At 62.4% G+C, this 17741-nt stretch carries 16 protein-coding genes; 11 read left to right on the top strand and 5 right to left on the bottom strand.

Annotated elements, in window-relative coordinates; translation table 11 throughout:
• Positions 1-69: 69 nt before the first annotated feature.
• Positions 70-420, bottom strand: a complete 351-nt coding sequence (locus RBH26_RS14930; RefSeq protein WP_306759173.1) for a cupin domain-containing protein — start codon at positions 418-420, stop codon at positions 70-72.
• 91 nt (positions 421-511) lie between these two features.
• On the opposite strand from RBH26_RS14930, the gene RBH26_RS14925 reads away from it, so the two are divergent.
• From RBH26_RS14925 to RBH26_RS14900, 6 genes are all read left to right on the top strand, one after another.
• Complete coding sequence (locus RBH26_RS14925) at positions 512-1408, top strand: ABC transporter substrate-binding protein (RefSeq protein ID WP_306759172.1); 897 nt, start codon at positions 512-514, stop codon at positions 1406-1408.
• Between the two features lie 5 nt (positions 1409-1413).
• The gene (locus RBH26_RS14920; RefSeq protein ID WP_306759171.1) at positions 1414-2415 is read left to right on the top strand and encodes an ABC transporter substrate-binding protein; all 1002 of its coding nucleotides are present in this window, start codon (positions 1414-1416) and stop codon (positions 2413-2415) included.
• Position 2416: 1 nt separating this feature from the next.
• The gene (locus RBH26_RS14915; protein ID WP_306759170.1) at positions 2417-3382 is read left to right on the top strand and encodes an ABC transporter substrate-binding protein; all 966 of its coding nucleotides are present in this window, start codon (positions 2417-2419) and stop codon (positions 3380-3382) included.
• Positions 3383-3384: 2 nt separating this feature from the next.
• Complete coding sequence (locus RBH26_RS14910) at positions 3385-3813, top strand: VOC family protein (protein ID WP_306759169.1); 429 nt, start codon at positions 3385-3387, stop codon at positions 3811-3813.
• Positions 3814-3947: 134 nt separating this feature from the next.
• Positions 3948-4994 carry an ABC transporter substrate-binding protein gene (locus RBH26_RS14905; RefSeq protein WP_306759168.1) on the top strand — a complete coding sequence of 349 codons (1047 nt, stop codon included), beginning with the start codon at positions 3948-3950 and terminating at the stop codon, positions 4992-4994.
• A gap of 7 nt (positions 4995-5001) precedes the next feature.
• The gene (locus RBH26_RS14900; protein ID WP_306759167.1) at positions 5002-5889 is read left to right on the top strand and encodes an ABC transporter permease; all 888 of its coding nucleotides are present in this window, start codon (positions 5002-5004) and stop codon (positions 5887-5889) included.
• Positions 5890-5935: 46 nt separating this feature from the next.
• Here the strand turns inward: RBH26_RS14900 and RBH26_RS14895 are convergent, their stop codons facing one another.
• The 3 genes from RBH26_RS14895 to RBH26_RS14885 are packed head-to-tail and all read right to left on the bottom strand — an operon-like array spanning position 5936 to position 8741.
• Positions 5936-6715 carry an ABC transporter permease gene (locus RBH26_RS14895; RefSeq protein ID WP_306759166.1) on the bottom strand — a complete coding sequence of 260 codons (780 nt, stop codon included), beginning with the start codon at positions 6713-6715 and terminating at the stop codon, positions 5936-5938.
• Positions 6712-7455 (bottom strand): ABC transporter ATP-binding protein, encoded by a 744-nt coding sequence (locus tag RBH26_RS14890; protein ID WP_306759165.1) that lies wholly within the window; start codon positions 7453-7455, stop codon positions 6712-6714. The genes RBH26_RS14895 and RBH26_RS14890 overlap by 4 nt, the downstream gene beginning before the upstream one ends.
• Positions 7452-8741, bottom strand: coding sequence for an ABC transporter substrate-binding protein (locus tag RBH26_RS14885; protein ID WP_306759164.1), 1290 nt, complete (start codon positions 8739-8741; stop codon positions 7452-7454). Before RBH26_RS14885 ends, RBH26_RS14890 begins: the two co-directional genes overlap by 4 nt.
• 729 nt (positions 8742-9470) lie before the next feature.
• Between RBH26_RS14885 and RBH26_RS14880 the strand changes: the two genes are divergently transcribed.
• Entirely contained in the window at positions 9471-9821 is a 351-nt protein-coding gene (locus RBH26_RS14880; RefSeq protein ID WP_306759163.1) for a hypothetical protein, read from the top strand.
• Here the strand turns inward: RBH26_RS14880 and RBH26_RS14875 are convergent.
• The gene (locus RBH26_RS14875; RefSeq protein ID WP_306759162.1) at positions 9763-10416 is read right to left on the bottom strand and encodes a hypothetical protein; all 654 of its coding nucleotides are present in this window, start codon (positions 10414-10416) and stop codon (positions 9763-9765) included. The genes RBH26_RS14880 and RBH26_RS14875 overlap by 59 nt on opposite strands.
• 1735 nt (positions 10417-12151) lie before the next feature.
• Here RBH26_RS14875 and RBH26_RS14870 point away from each other — a divergent pair.
• The 4 genes from RBH26_RS14870 (at position 12152) to RBH26_RS14855 (ending at position 17701) form a co-directional block, all read left to right on the top strand.
• Positions 12152-12997, top strand: a complete 846-nt coding sequence (locus RBH26_RS14870; RefSeq protein WP_306759161.1) for a hypothetical protein — start codon at positions 12152-12154, stop codon at positions 12995-12997.
• Positions 12998-13870: 873 nt separating this feature from the next.
• Entirely contained in the window at positions 13871-15487 is a 1617-nt protein-coding gene (locus RBH26_RS14865; protein WP_306759160.1) for a hypothetical protein, read from the top strand.
• 118 nt (positions 15488-15605) lie between these two features.
• A complete protein-coding gene (locus RBH26_RS14860) occupies positions 15606-16340 on the top strand; it encodes an ABC transporter ATP-binding protein (protein WP_306759205.1) in 735 nt (244 codons plus the stop codon).
• A 257-nt stretch (positions 16341-16597) separates the two neighbouring features.
• Complete coding sequence (locus tag RBH26_RS14855; RefSeq protein WP_306759159.1) at positions 16598-17701, top strand: extracellular solute-binding protein; 1104 nt, start codon at positions 16598-16600, stop codon at positions 17699-17701.
• The last annotated feature ends 40 nt before the right edge of the window (positions 17702-17741 follow it).

Raw genomic sequence — 17741 nt, 5'->3', positions numbered from 1 at the left:
CGAGATTCGGCGCATATGGACTGCTGTCGTCGATCGCTGACTCCGGGTAATCGGCTACAGCAGTCCGTGTCAGGAACTCGACTCATCCCCCCAGTCGGGACGCTCTCGCGGCGGTGCGAGGACGCCGATCCCGACCGCCGGTTCGGACGAGCGGTTCTCGGCGCCGTGTAACTCCCGGCTCGGGAATCGATAGCAGTCCCCAGGAGACAGCGTCACCTCCTCCCCCTCGACGAGCGCGACGAGCGATCCGCTGAGTACGTAGCCGATCTGCTCGTTGTGATGGCGATGCGGTGGGAGCGTCGCCCCGGGGTCGATCCGCCAGTACTTCACGCTCGCCTCGCAACCGATCGCGAGATCGCCGAGGTACACCCCGTCAGCGACCTCCTCAAGTGTCGTCTCGTCGGCGTTTCGCATTTCCATGATAACACACCACACAACACCCATCCACGGAGGGTCTTATAAAAATTCACGAGAAACCTTTAACTGTGGATTCGTGATTAGCGCCATATGGATGCCAGACAATAACACACTAAGGCTGTTCCACCTCCCGTTCTCGTTCGTGCTCCCCCAGCGGGTCGCAGCCGAGCGAGGCTACTTCGAAGCGGAGGGACTCGAGGTAGAGTTGGTCGAACGCGATCGGCGATCGGTAACGGTCAAATATATTCCCGCAGCGGAGACGTTGACCGGCGATTACGAGGTCGATCTGTACCCCGTCTGCAAGTGGGAGAGTCTGAAGCGAACGTGGCGGATGGACGACGGACAGGTCGTCGCCAACGGGACCTTCGCCGACCAGCCGTACACGGTCTTTACCCGGCCGGAGACGTCGATCGAGTCACCGGCAGATCTGGCTGGTGTCGACGTCGCCGTCAACCGCCGAACCGGACAGGAGTACACTGCGATGCGGGCCCTCGAGGAACACGTCGCCCCCGAAGACATCCAGCTCGTCCACCGCGGGATGCCCACCGACCGCCTGCGAGCGCTACGCGACGGCGAAGTAGACGCCGTGACACTGCTCGATCCTCAGGCCACACTCGCGGAGTATCTGGGCTTTCAGTCGATCCTCGAGTTCGAAAACCACATGGGGATCGTCGGCGCCGAGGACGTCGATGCCGAGATCGTCGACTCGTACGTCGCGGCGTACACCCGAGCCGCCCGCGACATCAACGAGAACCCCGGCGAGTTCCGCGAGGAGTACCTCGACATGCTCGAGAAAGACGCTCGAGTCGCGCCCGATCTCTTCGAGGACGTAGACATGGACGAACTCGAGTCACGCGTCTCGGTCCCGCGCTACGAGGTGCCCGAAACCGCCGATCGGCAGGATCTCGGAGCCCAACTCGAGTGGATGAAAGATCGCGATCTGATCGACGGCGAGGCCGAGATCGACGCCATCGTCGCACCGCTGGGGTGATCACCGTGGAGACTACCGACGCCGTCGACATCGAGAGCCAGCAGTCCGAGCTAGACGCCCACCACGGCGAGCCCGGTGATCGACCCGTGTTGCGGGCCCGGTTCGAGCACAACGGCAGCCCGCGGTACATGCTCTATACCATCAAGCGGTTCGGGCTCGATCACGACCACGGGTTCCACCTCGACGTCCAGCTCGTCTCGGACGAACTCGAGGGTGGCGTCGAGACCGTCGAGGCGAAGCTCCAGGACGGCGACGCCGACCTCATCGACATCGACTACATCTCGACGGCACGCGAACGAGCGGAGGGGGCACCCATCGTCGCCATCCACCCCTACGGACGGACGGTCGGCGGCCTCGTGGCGCCGACGGAGTCGCCGATCGAGGACCTGACCGATCTGCCGGGCCACCGCATCGGCGTCGTTCGCCGCCTCGATAAGAACTGGATCCTCGTCCGAGCCGCGTGCCGAGAGTATCACGGGTTCGATCCTGACGAGGAGGCGACGCCTGTCGAGTCCGGCTCGAAGGTCCGGCTCACCGAGATGCTTCGTACCGGCGAGGTCGACGCCGTCCTCCAGTTCTGGCCGATCGTTCCCGAGATCACCGAGACCGGCGACTACCACGAGGTGTTGCCGATGTCGCGACTCGTCCAGGACCTCTCGGAGGCCGACCGTAAGCTCCCGATCTCGACGTTTCTCACGAGCGAGCGCTATCTCGAGGCAAATCCCGACGCCGTCCGCGGGTTCAAGGGAGCCTACCGGGATGCCGTCGATCGGCTCACGAGCGACGACGACCTCTGGATAGAGATCGGCGACCGGCTGATGTACGAGGACGATCCCGAGATCGTCCGGGCGGTCCGGGACGGCTGGCGGGACATGGTCGTCGCCGACTGGGACGAGGAGACGGTCGCCGGGATGGAACGGCTGTTCGACCACCTCCACGACGTCGCGGGGGGTGATGCCCTCGGCGTCGATCACCTCCCGGAAGGGATGTTCCAGCTGGAGGTGTAAGATGGAGACCGTTACCTTCCAACTCAACTGGGAACCGAACGGGTTCCAGGCACCCTACTTCCTCGCCCGCGAACGGGGCTTCTACGAGGAGGAGGGGCTCGACGTCGCCTTCCTCGAGGGACACGGTTCGCCCTTTGCCGCCGAGCAGGCCGCTCGCGGGGAGGCCGCGTTCGCCCTCGCCGGCGCGAGCGCCGTCCTCTCCGTCCAGAGCCAGGGACACGAGCCACTGGCCGTCGCGGCGGTGACGGCGAAGACCCCAGCGGCGATCTACACCCTGCGTGACGTCTTCGGCGAGGCCCTCGAAGAGCCCGAGCAACTCGTCGGTCGGACCGTCGCTCCCTCTGCAACCAAGACGCGGATCCTGACCGCCCAACTGCTCAAGGACGCCGGAATTCGGGAGGAGGTCGACCTCCTCGAGGTCGACCCCCACACCCACCACCGCGTCCAGCACAAGGTCCTCGATGGGAGCGTCGACGCGGCCGTCGGCGTCGTCACGAACGGCCTCGAACTCGAGTACGAACACGAACGGACCGCCGACGAGCTCCCGATCGGGGATCACCTCGACGTCTACGGCATGACGCTGGTCACGAATCCCAAGTTCGCGGCCGAAGAGCCCGAGACGGTCAGGTCGTTCCTCCGCGCGACGGCCCGCGGCTGGGCTGTGGCGACGGAAGCGCCCGCGGCGGCCGTCGACGCGCTGCTCTCGCGGAACGCGACGCTGGAGCGGCGCCGACGGATCGAACGCGAGAAGTTCGAGACGGCCGCTCGAGACCTCCAGTTTACGCCACACGTCGAGTCCGAAGGGTGGGGCAGCCACGATCCGGACCGGTGGCGACGCCTCGGCGAGACGCTCTCCGAGACCGACCTGCTCGAGGGCGAGATCGACCCGGACGCCGTCTGGACGAACGACTACCTCGATCCGGAGGCCGCGGTCGTCCGCGAGTACGCCGAACGGGTGTCACCGTAACGATGCGCGCCGTCGATCACATCAACGTCGACGTCGCGGACCTCAAGGCGACCTACCCGTTCTACCGGGACGTCCTCGAGTTGTCGGTCCGTCGCCCCCCGGAGGAGTTCCACGGCGAACACGCGATGTTCGAGGTCGGCGACACCGTCGTGACGCTCGTGGAGACGGGTCGCCCGGACGGATGGGAGCCGTCCGATCTCGAGCATCCACTGGACAAGGCCCACCTCGCGTTCGAGACCGCTCGGTCGCGCTACGACGCGCTGGTCGACGAACTCGACGACCAGTTCCCGAACCAGGGTCCCTACGACTGGGACGCGTTCGAGGGGTTCTACTTCCTGGACCCGGACGGGAACCTGCTCGAGGTGATTACCGTCGAGCCGCCGGACGGCAAACGGGATCGACCGCTGCTTACACACGACGACGTGACGTAGTATGGCAGACATCGTAGTGTGGGATCGACGGTAACGGTCCGATTCCCCGCGGTTCAGTTCCCAATATAACGGTTAGTACGAATGATTTATATTCGCCTCCGTGGACAGACGGTAACGGTGAGAGTGTGACTCACATGCATACACGTCGCGGGATGCTCGCGATCGGTGCCGGAATCGGTGTCTCGGGGTGTCTCGGAACGATCGGGGACGACGGCTCGGGGGAGGGCGTCCGAGAGTCGGTGACGCTGTTGCTCAACTGGAACATGAGCGGGCTTCACGTTCCCTACGTCGCTGCCCGCGAGAACGGGTTCTACGAGGAGGAAGGGATCGAGGAGGTGGAACTCGAGAGCGGCGACGGCTCCGACTTTGCGGCGAATCAGGCCGGGCTCGGAAACGTCGAGTTCGCGATCTCGAGCAGCGACCAGCTCCTGACGGTCAACAGCGAGGGGCTGTCCCCGCTTGCCGTCGGGATCGTGATGCAACGGAACCCGAACGTCGTCTTCGCGGATCGAGACGAGTTCGGCGAGCTCACCGATGCCGAACAGCTCGAGGGCGCCACGGTCGGCAGCGGCCCCGGAATGGTGCGGACGATGACCGAGGCGTTTCTCGACCACCACGGCGTGTTGGATACCGTCGACTACGTCGATGCAGGGTTCGATACCGTCCAGCAGTTGCTCGGCGGCGAGATCGACGCCGCCGGCGGCGTGTTCAGCGACGTCGTCGACGCGGAACACCAGGGCGCCGAGATCGACGTCCTCGAGATTCAGGACGTCGTTCCCTCCTATGGCCACCTCATCACGACCGACGAATCGTTCGCCGAGGAGCATCCGGACACCGTCAGCGCGTTTCTTCGAGCGACCGCCAGAGGGGCCGTCTGGGGGATCGAAAATCCCGACGAGGCGATCGACGCGCTCGTCGACGTCCAGCCGGAACTCGGCGAGGTGCGAACGAACCAGGCCGACAAGTGGGCGGAGATGCACGGCGGATACATGCGCTCCGAGACTGTCGAGACCGAGGGCTGGGGCGCGAGCGCGTCGGAGCCGTGGGACGAAACCTACGAGACGCTCACCGAAGCCGGCGTCCTCGAGAACGACGTCGATCCGGACGACGTGTGGACGAACGAGTATCTCGACACCGACGACGAGTACATCTCGGAGTACGCGGAACTGACCGAGACGTGACCGATGTGTGAGCACAACCGGCGTTCCGATGGCTCGATCTGAGGGATCGACGCTCGAGGGGAGCAACGAACGACGCGACGATCGGAGTCGCGGTCGACGGTTCGAACTGCCGTCGATCGGCCGCGACACCGTCGGGAGCCCCGGCGACGTCGTTCGGTGGCTCGTCGAAGTAGCGGGTCCGCCGGCGCTGGTGCTCGGCGCGTTGCTCGCCGCCTGGCACGCCGTCGTCGTCTACTACGGAATCCCGTCGATCATCCTTCCGTCACCGGGAGACGTCGGAACGGCCCTCGTCGAGACGCACCCGACGTTGCTCGGAGACGCAGCGATTACGGCCGTGACGGCCGCTATCGGACTCATCGTCGGTGGAGTCGTCGGTGCCGTCCTCGCGTTCGCGATGGTCCACTCCCGGACGGTGGCGAACACGGTGTTACCGTACGTCGTCGCGCTCCGGATCGCCCCACTGATCGCGATCGCACCGCTGTTGTTTCTCTGGTTCGGCCGTGGCGTGCCCGCTCGTGCCCTCGTCGTCGTCACGCTGACGATCTTCCCGATCACGATCGCGACGCTCGACGGACTCCGACAGACGCCCGAGGCGTACCTCGAGTTGATGGAGACGGTCGACGCCTCGAAGACCGAAACCTTCCTCTACGTCCGCGTTCCTGCGGCCGCGCCGAGCGTCTTCGCCGGGCTGAAGATCGCCGCGACGCTTGCCGTCATCGGCGCGATCGTCGCCGAGTTTGTCACGCTCAACGCCGGTCTCGGCTACCGGGTGTTCGAGACGGCCGCGTACCTCCAGACGTCGGAGACGTACGCTGCCCTCGTCGTCCTCTCGCTGCTCGGGATCGTCTTCTACCTCGTCCCGGTCGCGATCGAACGCCTCGTCTGGCACACCTGAGACGGACAGCAGACCGATGATAGACGCAGATTCGAACGTAGTACGGTCAGCTCCCGCCACCCTCGAGGTCGAGCCAACTGTCGACGCCCCGCTGGAGGGCGACGACTCCGCCGTAGAGCAACAGTCCCTCGAGCAACAGGACGAGCAACGCGGCGAGCATAATGTCCGGGCTGACGTTTTCCGACCCCATCAGGATGAGAAAGCCCAGTCCGTTGTCCGCGACGACCCACTCCGCGACGACGGCACCGACGACGGCAAGCGTCACCGACTGTTTGAGCCCCGCGAAAACGCCGGGGATCGCGTACGGGACGTCGACGTAGCGAACGCGCTCAAGCGGGCCCGCGCCGACCGACCGCAGCAGTTCGCGGTGTCGTGCCGGCGCTCGGTCGAGGCCCGCCGCCGTGTTCAACACGAGCGGAAAGAACGTGATCATCGCGATGAAGACGATCGCCGTCCCCATGCCCGTCCCGAGGTAGATGAGCAACAGCGGCGCGATCGCGAGCTTCGGCAACACCCTGACGGTGACGAGATACGGGTATATGGCTCGTCGAAACCACGGTACGTAGGCGACGAACGCCGCGAGAGCGATCCCCGAGACGATCCCGACGAGACCGCCGTAGACGACCTTCTCGAGCGTATACCAGGCGTTGATCGCGTACAGCTCGGGGTTGCCGATGAGTCGCGCGAGGACGGCGTCCGGCGGTGGTAACACGAACGACGGTACGTCGGTGACGACAGTGATCGCCCACCAGCAGGCGACGGCGGCGACGAGTGCGGCCGCCGGATAGATCGCGTCGGTCGCGGCGAGACGGATCCGTCGGTTCATTCGTAACTCTCGTGTAACGTCTGGCGTACCGCCGCGACCTGTTCCTGGAACGCTCGAGAGCCGAACACGTCGGTATCACGTGGGGTCGGAAGATCGATATCGAACGTCGCCTCGATCCGTCCCGGCTGGTCGCGCATTACCACACACCGCTCCCCGAGAAAGACTGCCTCGGGGACACTGTGGGTGACGAAGACGATCGTCTTGCGCTCCTGGCGCCAGAGCGACCGGATCTCGGCGCCGAGTTCGTCGCGGGTGATCTCGTCGAGTTCGCCGAACGGTTCGTCCATCAGGAGGACGTCCGCACCGAGATGGAGCGCGCGAGCGATCGCCACCCGTTGTTTCATCCCGCCGGAGAGTTGGCTCGGTCGAGCCTCTTCGAATCCGTCGAGTCCCATCGATCGCAACAACGCGTGTGCTTTCTCTCGCTTTGGCGACTTGTCCGCCATCGTTCGAAGAAAGACGACGTTCTCGAGCGCGCTCTTCCAGGGAAACAGCGTGTGCTGTTGAAAGACGAATCCGATATCGCCGGCTTCCTGTGCGGCGGCCGGCACTCGGTCGTCGATTCGGACGCGCCCGGCCGTCGGCTCCTGAAGGCCACCGACTGCACGCAGCAGGGTCGTCTTCCCACAGCCTGAAGGACCGACGATAGTGACGAACTCCTCCGGTTCGATCCGCAGATCGACGTCCGCGATCGCCGTGAAATCGTCGAACGTAACCGTCAAGTCGTCGAGTTCGATCATGGCTCCTCCGTGAGTAGCTGTCCCTGCTCGAGTGCCGTCCGAAGCCTATTCCACGTCCGCTCGCACTGCCATCCCCACCCGTGTTCGCGCGTGTCGTCGCTGCCACCGAACTCGGTCGCGGCCCGCTCGAATGTCGCCCGAACGCGGTCCGGTCCGTCGTCGCCCAGTTCGGCGATCCGGGCCGCCGCCGGCCCGGGTTCGCGACTCGCGTCCGCCCATCCGCCGGCCGTACCGGCGAGAAACGCCGCGAAGTCGTCGCGTCGCTCTCGAAGCGCGCCCTCGTGGACGACGATCGTCGGCCCGTATATCGGGAAGTGGTCGGTAACGAGGAGCGTATCGACCGTCTTCCCGCGCCGTTCTAGATGTTGTGGGTCGGTGACCGATCCGGTCACGACGTCGGCACGTCCCGACAGGAGTGCCTCGCGTTCTTCTCCGGCCGTCTCTACGATCTCGATGGCGTCCTCGAGTGCCGTCTGTGAGATGAACAGACGGCCGAGGACGCCGGTCTCGGAGTGAGGCGGCATTCCGATCCGTCGATCGCGGAGCTGCTCGACGCTGCGGAGTTGCTCGCCGAACACGTCTCGGACGGTATACAGCACCGTCATCGCACGCTGATAGAGTACCGCGATCGGGACGATCGGCGCCCCCGACGCTCTGGCTCGAAGGACCGTCGCGGCACCGGCGATCGCGACGTCCGCCTCGCCCGAACGCACCCGGTTGAGCGCACGTAGCGATCCCTCACAGTGCTCGAGGCCGACGTCGACACCGTACTCGTCGTACCACGTCGACGTCGACGTCGACGCCGTCGCCGTATACAGCGGGACGTGGAGCCCGTTCGGGTGCCAGTTCAACGCGACCGTCAGTTCGTCGTCCCCCGCCGCCTCCGGTGGCCCATCCGCCGTCGACGATTCGTCCGAAAAGATCCCAGCCGCCCGCTCGAGAAGCGTCCTCGCGTGGGCCTCGTAGACGCGACGGCGACTCGAGACGAGATCGACGGTCGGCTGCCACGCCGACGGTGGGCGCCCCTGGGCGTCGGTACTGACCGTCGTGTGCTCGATCAACCCGACGTCCTCGAGTTGCGTGACCGCGTTGCTGACCGGCGATCGACTCAACCCCGTCCCGACCTGCAGTTGGACCATCGTCGCGGGCTCGCACTCGGGTTCCCGCTGGGCTCGCAAGAGGAGATACGCGAGCACCCGCGCGGCCGTCCGCCCGAGTCCGACCGCGAGATCCGCGACGACGGTTCGATCGTCGTCGTCGAGCACCCAGAACGTTCGTGACTCCATTCATGCCAACACATAACGTAATTCGGTATAAGGGTATCCCCGCTGGAATCGGTAGGCGGGTAGCGAGTCGAACGGGCTAACCAAATTCACTAGATTTAGTTTACATATGTTCCAAGGTATCGATTATCACTGTTCCGTTAGTTTACTGTGCGTAGACACTGCGATCCAGTTTCGTCCGTGGTAGTAAGCTAGCAGACGAACTGGATCCGACACTGATCGGTGTAGGCCAATTGGCGGGGCGTGCAGGATCGTCTCGATCCATTCACCCCCTCCGACGAACGATGCCGGCACGTCACGCAGGTGTCGCCCGTTTGACGGCACGTTCCGACCGACCGTCGCTTACCGCGAGCGGTCCACCTGCTCGATTCGACTCGAGAGCTAGTAGTGTCGGTATTATGATAAACAGTCCACTCCCAAATCGTCGTCTTACCGTCGAACGGTTACGATACAGGCTCGACCTATATCATCAGCTCCTTATCATATTCTATCGAGAGCAGCCGGGATCGTACCGGGACGATCATCGTCGGGACGGTGTTTTTCCACTGAAATACGGTTGTTATCGTGGGTATTATGTATCAATTGTTCGAATTTCTTTCGGGCGGCAGAATGTCGATCAGTCGAAACGGCGTTCGGCTTCGATCGACTGATCGACCGATCGGTCGAGCATCCCGGCTCGTGAACCGGACGACGGGAAACTAGTTCACGCTGGCACTCGAAGGAGCCGTTCGCATGCGTGCAGATAACACTGATACTGCGACGGCGGAAGTCGAGATCGATCGCGCGAGCGTCCTGCGTGCGATCCGTATGGACGAAGCGGACGTCCAAAACGTCGGTGTACTCCTCGACGACATCGTCGAGTTGTTCACCACGTTCGAACAGTTAGAGCCGATCCACACCCGCCGAGTCGTCGAGGAAGCGCGAGTGAGTGGGACACTAAGCGACGGCGAGTACGAGGAGTTCCTTCGCTGGATGATCAACACCGAACTGATCGAGGAGGCCGATCAGTCCGGTCACTACCGTCTCAGCGACGCCGTCTCGGCAACGGCAACTCGAGCGGAATCGAACAGCGAAGGAGACTGAATAGATCGCCCGGAAACACGAAGACCGAGCTGGTATCTCGGATGAAGTTTCGCAGGAACCGATCTCCGAACACGAGCGCGAGAACCGCCCCGACGAAATTGAAGCAGAGATCGAGCACAGTGTCGCGTTTCCCGTAGGCGACGAGGATGGGTTCGACACCGAATCGACGAGCGGTCATGTGAATCGCGTACTCCAATAGTTCCCAGAGGACACCAGCGACGGTGACGGTACCCAGAACGGCCACTCGAGGATCACGATTCCGGCGACGGGCAACGGCGTGGGCGAGTCCACCGAGGAGGGTCGCCGAGTGAACATGAGTAAGGTGGTCCCACCAGCCGACGTCGTCGTACGGTCCCAACATGCCGACGGCGTGTGTAAGCATCGCAGTGACCGCATAGACGCGTTGCCACGGCCGGAACTCGATGCCGTATCGACGTTCGATGAGGTCGGGGAGAAACGATCCAACGAGGGCGACGACGGCGTTTACGACCGCACCAGGATTCCGTCGACGGAGCCCGACAGCGAATACGAGGACGAGCGAGGACCTCGTGGCACGGACGATCGTTTCGGCCACCGACGCTCGTATCGTTGCCATACTCGTGATAGGTGCGGGGCGACCGTAAAACGAGGCGTCGGCCTCGAGTCGTGTCCGAACTCGATATTCCGATCCATGTCAATAGATCGCATCGAACGGACGTAAAACCCTCGCCGACACGTCACACCGTTTATGAGCCGTCGGGGACCTCGTTTTTCACGACTCGCTTTATATCGAAGCTACCCCCTCAGCTAACGCTTTCCAATATAGTAACAACTGAAACTGTTCGTACACCGATCGCACAGCCCTCATGCGATCGGGTGCGCACTGACTTTCATACGGACTCCTGTACGTCGGTACCGGCGCAACCGCGACCCGGGTTGTGGTTGCGCCGGAAAATCGGTACAGCAATCCGTATCAGTGGCTGCTATAACTCTCGAAGGGCTGCTCCCGATGCGACACGTTATGTGTTCGATAATTAATATATTACAACCGTATGTACGTAATGGATAGAACGTCTGGAAGAACTAGACACCACGGCGACGACGCTGATCGAGTCGTTGGGTTAGCAAGCGTTCAGAACCGACACCCGATGTGTTTTCACGTACCAGTAGTCGGTTTCGAACGAACCTTCTATTACTGATAGAAAGGAGAGTAGCAGCACCGTACGGACACTCGCGGATCACTATAAGTAATATTTATGTAGATTATCTACCAGTACAGTATTGGGAAAGTATAAAAATATCCCGAGCCCGAGGCGCTTCTCGGCGTTATCGCGTAAAGACAAGACGACATCGACCTAGCCGATCAAGAACCCGATTTAAACGAGTCCTGCTGAGAGTATACGGACCAGTTTCCTCCGATCGGAACTACACGACTAATAACCACGTTGTGAGAGATCGATCGGAATAGACGCCCAGACTACCATAAGCGGGTTGGGGACTCCTTCTCCCGTCAGGTTCGATAGCGAGTCGAGTATCCCAATAGTATTGCTTATTTTCTACACTACTATAGCAGCAGACCCTCGTATTAATAATTAATTTGTCAGTATTGGTTTCCAAATACGAAAACAGAGAGTAGGGGGAGTGCGTATCCGTTACCAGTTACTGGAAGGACCGACGAGCCGGGCGAGAACAGAGCCAGCAGTTTTGACTACCGATATCGTATCTTATGTCCGATCGCATGTTGAACGGAAACGCGTCTTTGGGCCGGACGATTCGACTCCAAGCGTGAGAAACCAGTGTCTCAGTTTCCGCTTGGATCGTCAGTTATACTCGGTCGCGCCGTGGTCGACTCGAGAGGGTCGTACTTTCCCGTGTTCTTCGAGTTCGTGGGCGTTGAGTCGGCGCTGCAGGTCGGCACTCGAGCCCACGGCGAAGTATGTTTTGCAAACTGGACATTTGTCGACGAGAAGTTCGGTTGCAGTCATGGTATTGTAGTGAGGATGGTGGTCACTGATCGAATAACGACTCGAGTTCGGTCATTCTCGCAGTGATCGTGTGCTCGACGGGTGCACTCGGGGCTCTCGAGTGATGACAGTCATCGTTGCGTACGCCAGCGGCTTTTAGTGGGGACTACCGTCTGAAGTAGATACGAGGAGTTTAACGGTGAAAATTGCCGTGAGACGTCGAGTGATCGACGTCACTCGACGATAGATGCCGCTGAGATACTCGTTCCGAGACCGATCTCGAGTAGACTCGTTTCTCGTGGCCGAATCACAAGCAGACCAGTTGCGGCTCCCCGTCGGTGACGAACGCTTTTGGCGCTGCTAGTGCTATCGTAACACGCCATAGGAATGGGTCTAATTCGCACAGTAACGACATCCCTCCGCCAGCCGGAGTACACAGGGGAGCACCGATGTCTCCCGTGTACGATCGTCAACGTCGGTCTCGCAGCCGCGCTGGCGGTCGGAGTCAGTCTCGTAGCGACCGGTGGGCTCGGAGTCGGCGTGTTCCTCGCCGCTCTCGCAGTGATCTACCTCCGGGGCTATCTCGTTCCCGGAACGCCACGACTCACCGAACAGTACCTTCCGGCGTCGGTGTTGGGTCTGTTCGGGAAAGCCCCGGTCGGGGATCGGTCGCTCGAGGCGCCGACAGCTGACGATCCGTGGGAGACGCTGGTGGCCGCTGGCGTCGTCGACCGAAATGACGACGAAATCGCCCTCACCGCGGCGTTTCGAGAGACGCTACAGCGAGCAGCGAATCGGCGATCGGAACCACCCGACGCCGACGACGTCGCGGCGCTCGTCGGTGCGAACACGGTCGAATCGAAGGGACCACAGTCGTTTTCGATCGATGGCAACCAACTGCTTCGCTGGGAGTCAGCTGCCGCGCTCGTCGCCGACGTCGCGGCCGTCTCGGTTCTTCGGGAACGACTCGACTGGGACGTACTCGACGGCGACGACCGACTAGAACTCCTCCGGCGGATTCGCCTCCTCCTCGAGCGGTGTCCCGCCTGTGGGGGAGCCGTCGAACGAAACGACGAGCGTCTCGATCCGTGCTGTCAACCGCCGCATGTCTCGGTCTGGACGACCTGCCGGGAGTGTGGTGATCCGCTTGGAGACGTGACAGTTCCCGAGGAGAGTGTGGAGACGTTGGCGCTATTGATGAGTGACGAAACGGCGGCGACCGTCTCGGATTGAGGCGGCCGCTTCGCGATTCGAATACTCGAGACGGTAAGTCGGCTCACGATGGTCGTCGGTACGACGTTCGATTTCGGTTCGTTCTGATGCCAAAATGCTGCCGTCGCGGGGTTTCACCCCGTTCCTGGCTCATCGGGTGGGCAGCGACGTCGTTGCTGGTCGCAGTCAAAGCTATGCGTTCGAAGATCTGACCGATCTTGAACAGTTCTGGCGGACGGTCGGATGATGGCTCACTATCGGGCTGAAGCGTGATGACGACTGGTGGTGTATCGTTGTGATATTCGGTATCGAAATCGAGGTCGAACCGTTCGGCAGCAATACAGAAATTCTCGATAGCACCACCTCAAGCCAGCGATCGTCGTCTGCGTGGATCTTAGTTGTTCGTTCTCATACTACCGGACAACAGTCAGTAAACACCCGATCGCGTCTCGAGTGCGATCGGTGTGTGCATCGTGTTGTCCGGAAGTATCAATGACGAACTCCCAGGGTTGAGAGTTGTGACTCGATGGGGCGAAGATGGCGTACTGGAGGAGAAATCGCACACGTTTCGTGAGCAGCTCGTTGGCTGGAAAGTCCGTCGCATCGAGCCTCCAGACATCGGTTGTTAGATCATAGCGTTCCATGTGATTACCTCACTCACACCACCCCATTGAGACTACCGCTACAACCCCATTCCAGCCACGAAATATCGACTGGCACCGATACGAGATACGGCTGTGTATCTTGTACGCCTCGCCCAACGTATCCAGCAGTTGGGAAAATAACTGAATCAGACAGTTCGGAAGTTGAGGTCAGCGTGAGAAGTTGATTAAACAGCAAGCTTTTTCCACACGGTATGAAAAGAGAGAATTATCCGAGATCTACAGCCGAAATATGGGCAGGGCAACGATTCGTGACGGCATCCGGATCGCTCGCGTCGAGTGGCTACGTCACCGCCGCGAGCGCAACGGACGGTGGAGCGAACGGCTGCTAGTCGCCGCGTTGTTCGCAGCTGCCGTCGTCCTCGGAGTCGGTGCGTTCGCGGCCGGGCGCGTCGTCACGACGACGCCCCTGGCGAACGGGATCGGCCTGTTCGCGAGTCTCCTCTTCGTCGCACTGGTAGCACGAAGCGGGTCCATGACCCACGACCGGTTCGAGCGATTGAACGAGACGTTTCTCCTGACGACGGTCCCGACCAGGGCCGCAGCCGTGGGGCTAGTGCTGTTCGTCGGCGCTCGAGTCGCGGCCCGGGTTGCGCTCCCGACCGTCAGCGTCGCGATCGGTGCTGCGCTCGGATTGCAGGCGCCTGTCCTGGCCGTGACGACGATGGTGGCGATCGCTGCACTGGGAAGTCTCGCCGTCGCGGTCGGTGTCACGGGCCGTCTCGCCGCTCGTCTCGTGGGGATGCGAATCGCCCGTGCACGACTCCTCCGGGATCTGTTCCTCATGTTCGCGTGGCTCCCCCTGCTGATCGGCTGGTTCGTCATCCGGGAGGTGTCGCTATCAATCGTCGATCTGCTCACCTGGGTCGACGTCCAGCCCGTGGCGTGGTTCGGCGACCTCGCGATCGTGGGTGTACGATCTGCCGGCATCGGTGATCCCGTTCGCGGACTCGCCGCGGTCGGGCTGCTGGCTGCGATACCACTATTGATCGGCGCGACGACCGTCCTCTTGCGCCGGATCTGGGAGACAGAACCCACTGACTCGAGCCATCGCTCCGTCTCTCGATCGCTCGTCGGTGACGGTCCGCTGGAACGGCTCCTCGCAGGACGGATTTCCCGCCCGATGCTCACTGTCGCCCGCGAGCGCTTCCTGCTCGAGCGCCGTGTCCCGCGGGGCCTGTTGTCGACGGGGTACGTACTGCTGTTCGTCGGCGTGATCCTCCTCCCGGCGTTCGTGTTCAGCGGCACCGCGGCGTTCCTGCTCGTCCCGATCGTTCTGGGGATGGCCGCCGGGATCACGTTCGCTATCGGTCCGCTCGAGGTAGAATACCGGACGCTTCCGATGCTCCTGACGACCGTCAGCGGGCGGGCCGTCGTCGGCGGCTTGGTGACGGCGGCGCTGGTCGTCGGCGTTCCCGCGGTAACGCTGGTGGTGCTCTCACTCGGACTGCTCGGCCCCGTTGGGGCAGCAGAGACGATCGCGGTTGTCCTCGTCGGGGTTGCCGTCTGTGCGTGTACCGCGGCGACGACCGCTGCGATCGACATGGCCGTCGACCGCGACGACGTCGCCACGGTCCCGTTTTTCTTCACCAGCATTCCCGTCTACGCCGAAACCGGAGCTCGACCCTTTCTGCGACTCGCCGGGACCTTCGCGGTCGTCACGCTCGTCAGCATCCCTGCGATGGCGGGGAGCACGGCGGCGGTCTACGACCATCCGACTCTCAGGGCCGTTCCGACGAGCGCTGTCCGCCTCGGATCGCTGCTGGTGACGGTTCTGCTGGCCCTCGTCGTCGCCACGATCGCGTTCCGGATCGCCGTCCGACGATACCGAGCGATAACACTAAACTGAACACATGACAGACCGATCGAACGACGTTCCGACCGACGCATCGGCGAACACCGAGACGGAAGACCCCGAATCCGCTGACACACCGGCGAGCACCGTTACCGACGACTCTACAGCGTCCATGGAGCCGGCCATCGTCACTCACGATCTGACGAAACGGTACGGTTCGACCACGGCCGTTGGCGGACTCGATCTCGAGATTTCGGCCGGGGCGATCTACGGCTTTCTCGGCCCCAACGGCGCAGGGAAGACGACGACGATCCGGATGCTGACAGGGCTGCTCCCACCGACCGGCGGTGAGGGTCGGGTCGCCGACGCGCCGATCACCGATCGGGAACGGCTCGTCGAGTACGTCGGTTACCTCCCCGAATCGCCGCCGATCCACGAGGAACTCACCGCTCGCGAGCAACTCGAGTACCACGGGGGCCTTCGCGGGATGGAGCCGGACGCGATCGACGCGCGGGTCGAGGACCTGCTCGAACGGTTCGACCTCGCTGACGACGCCGACGACCGGATCGTCACCTACTCGAAAGGGATGCGCCAGAAGACGGGATTGATCCAGGCAATCATGCACGACCCTGACGTGGTCTTTCTCGACGAACCAACCAGCGGCCTCGATCCGCGCGCGACGCGGACAGTCCGGAAGGTACTGTCGGAGTTGGCCGCTGACGGCACAACGATCTTTCTCTCGACGCACGTCCTTTCGGTCGTCGAACGGATCGCGACCGAGGTCGGCATTCTCTACGACGGAGAACTCGTCGAATCCGGCCCGCCAGACGAGTTGATTGCCCGCCTCGAGCAGGGCGCGGACTCGACGCTCGAGGATGTCTTCCTCGAGGTGACGACCGAGACGTAATGGTACGACGAACGCGCCGTGAGCGAAGCGAGCGGCAAGTGAGTACGTGTCGTAATCAAACGGCCCGGTTTAGTGCAGGTGACTTACTATCTACTGTTAGGTACCGATGTTTCGACTCCGCAGCCAGTCGGCGTTCTATCCGACCAACGAGCGACCGGTAGCGATCCGCCGGCTACCGCATTGCGTGTACAATAGTTCAATGTGTTAGTGTACACGAATCCCTAGGGTTATTTCGCCGACCATCGACGGTGACGGGTATGCAGATGGGTGACACCCCACGGAGAAGGTATCTCGGTGCCGTCGGCTGTCTCGTCGGCGGGGCCGTACTCAGTGGTTGCGTCGGTGGGGAAGGCAACGGCGACGACGTCCTCGGCGATCCGGAATATGCCGAAAACCGACCCGATCCAGGCGGCGTCTCGATGGACGAACTTCCCGACCTCGACGGTGAACTCACCGTCTACTCGAGTCGAAGTGAGACCCGAGTCGGCGAGTTGCTCGAGTACATCGACGACGAGTACGACGAACTGACACTCGAGGTCAGATACGACGATACGGCCGATCTGGTCAACACGATCGAGACGGAAGCCGAAACGCCGGCCGACGTCTTCTACGGGAGTGAGTCTCAATCGATGACACACCTCAAGGAAGACGGGTATACCGCCGAACTCCCCGACGACGTCCTCGAGATGGTCGATACCGGCTCCGTCGACCCGGACGGACATTGGGCGGGCTTTACCCGACGGTTTCGGGCAGTCGCGTACAACGCAGACGTGTTCGACGAAGACGAACTTCCGGACGACATCTTCGCCTATGCCGAGGACGACCGGTTCGCAGACGACATCATGTGGCCACCGGATCAGGGATCGTTCCAGGCGTTCGTGACTGCCATGCGGCAGCTTCACGGCGAGGAGGAAACGCGTGAGTGGGTCCGCTCGATGGTCGACGACCAGAACATCGAGGCGTCACCCGGTGGCGACAGCGCACTGGCACAGGCCGTCGGCGACGGCGAGGTCGGCGTCGGATTGACCAACCACTACGTCGTGCGCGACCACGGTGGCGAAGACCTCGAGTTGACCTTCACGAGCGGCGACGCCGGGGCGATGTACAACGTTACCGGTGGGACGGTCATGGAGGGAAGCGAGCAACGGGAGACCGCCGCCGACTTCGTCGCACACCTGCTCTCGGCGGAAGCCCAGGAGTACTTCGCGACGACGACGTGGGAGTATCCCACCATCGATGGCGTCGATCCTCTCGACGAGCTTCCGGGGACAGACGAGTTCGAACCGCCCGAACTCGACCTCAACGAGCTCTCGGAGCTCGAGCCGACGCTCGAACTACTCCGAGAGGAAGGGATACTGTAGTCGTTCGTGAAGACGGTCTCGACTGACGGTCGTCGGTTCG

Source organism: Natronolimnohabitans sp. A-GB9 (assembly GCF_030848565.1).
GTDB lineage: Archaea > Halobacteriota > Halobacteria > Halobacteriales > Natrialbaceae > Natronolimnohabitans.
Note: the sequence above shows the minus strand (reverse complement) of the source record. Positions and strands in the feature narration are given on the sequence as shown.

What these genes read in the sequence shown, in the direction of transcription:
- RBH26_RS14860 (WP_306759205.1), top strand. Translation starts at nt 15,606, where the DNA reads ATGGAGCCGGCCATCGTCACTCACGATCTGACGAAACGGTACGGTTCG.
- RBH26_RS14910 (WP_306759169.1), top strand. Translation starts at nt 3,385, where the DNA reads ATGCGCGCCGTCGATCACATCAACGTCGACGTCGCGGACCTCAAGGCG.
- RBH26_RS14905 (WP_306759168.1), top strand. Translation starts at nt 3,948, where the DNA reads ATGCATACACGTCGCGGGATGCTCGCGATCGGTGCCGGAATCGGTGTC.
- RBH26_RS14925 (WP_306759172.1), top strand. Translation starts at nt 512, where the DNA reads ATGCCAGACAATAACACACTAAGGCTGTTCCACCTCCCGTTCTCGTTC.
- RBH26_RS14880 (WP_306759163.1), top strand. Translation starts at nt 9,471, where the DNA reads ATGCGTGCAGATAACACTGATACTGCGACGGCGGAAGTCGAGATCGAT.
- RBH26_RS14855 (WP_306759159.1), top strand. Translation starts at nt 16,598, where the DNA reads ATGCAGATGGGTGACACCCCACGGAGAAGGTATCTCGGTGCCGTCGGC.
- RBH26_RS14890 (WP_306759165.1), bottom strand. Translation starts at nt 7,455, where the DNA reads ATGATCGAACTCGACGACTTGACGGTTACGTTCGACGATTTCACGGCG.
- RBH26_RS14870 (WP_306759161.1), top strand. Translation starts at nt 12,152, where the DNA reads ATGGGTCTAATTCGCACAGTAACGACATCCCTCCGCCAGCCGGAGTAC.
- RBH26_RS14865 (WP_306759160.1), top strand. Translation starts at nt 13,871, where the DNA reads ATGGGCAGGGCAACGATTCGTGACGGCATCCGGATCGCTCGCGTCGAG.
- RBH26_RS14895 (WP_306759166.1), bottom strand. Translation starts at nt 6,715, where the DNA reads ATGAACCGACGGATCCGTCTCGCCGCGACCGACGCGATCTATCCGGCG.
- RBH26_RS14915 (WP_306759170.1), top strand. Translation starts at nt 2,417, where the DNA reads ATGGAGACCGTTACCTTCCAACTCAACTGGGAACCGAACGGGTTCCAG.
- RBH26_RS14875 (WP_306759162.1), bottom strand. Translation starts at nt 10,416, where the DNA reads ATGGCAACGATACGAGCGTCGGTGGCCGAAACGATCGTCCGTGCCACG.
- RBH26_RS14930 (WP_306759173.1), bottom strand. Translation starts at nt 420, where the DNA reads ATGGAAATGCGAAACGCCGACGAGACGACACTTGAGGAGGTCGCTGAC.
- RBH26_RS14885 (WP_306759164.1), bottom strand. Translation starts at nt 8,741, where the DNA reads ATGGAGTCACGAACGTTCTGGGTGCTCGACGACGACGATCGAACCGTC.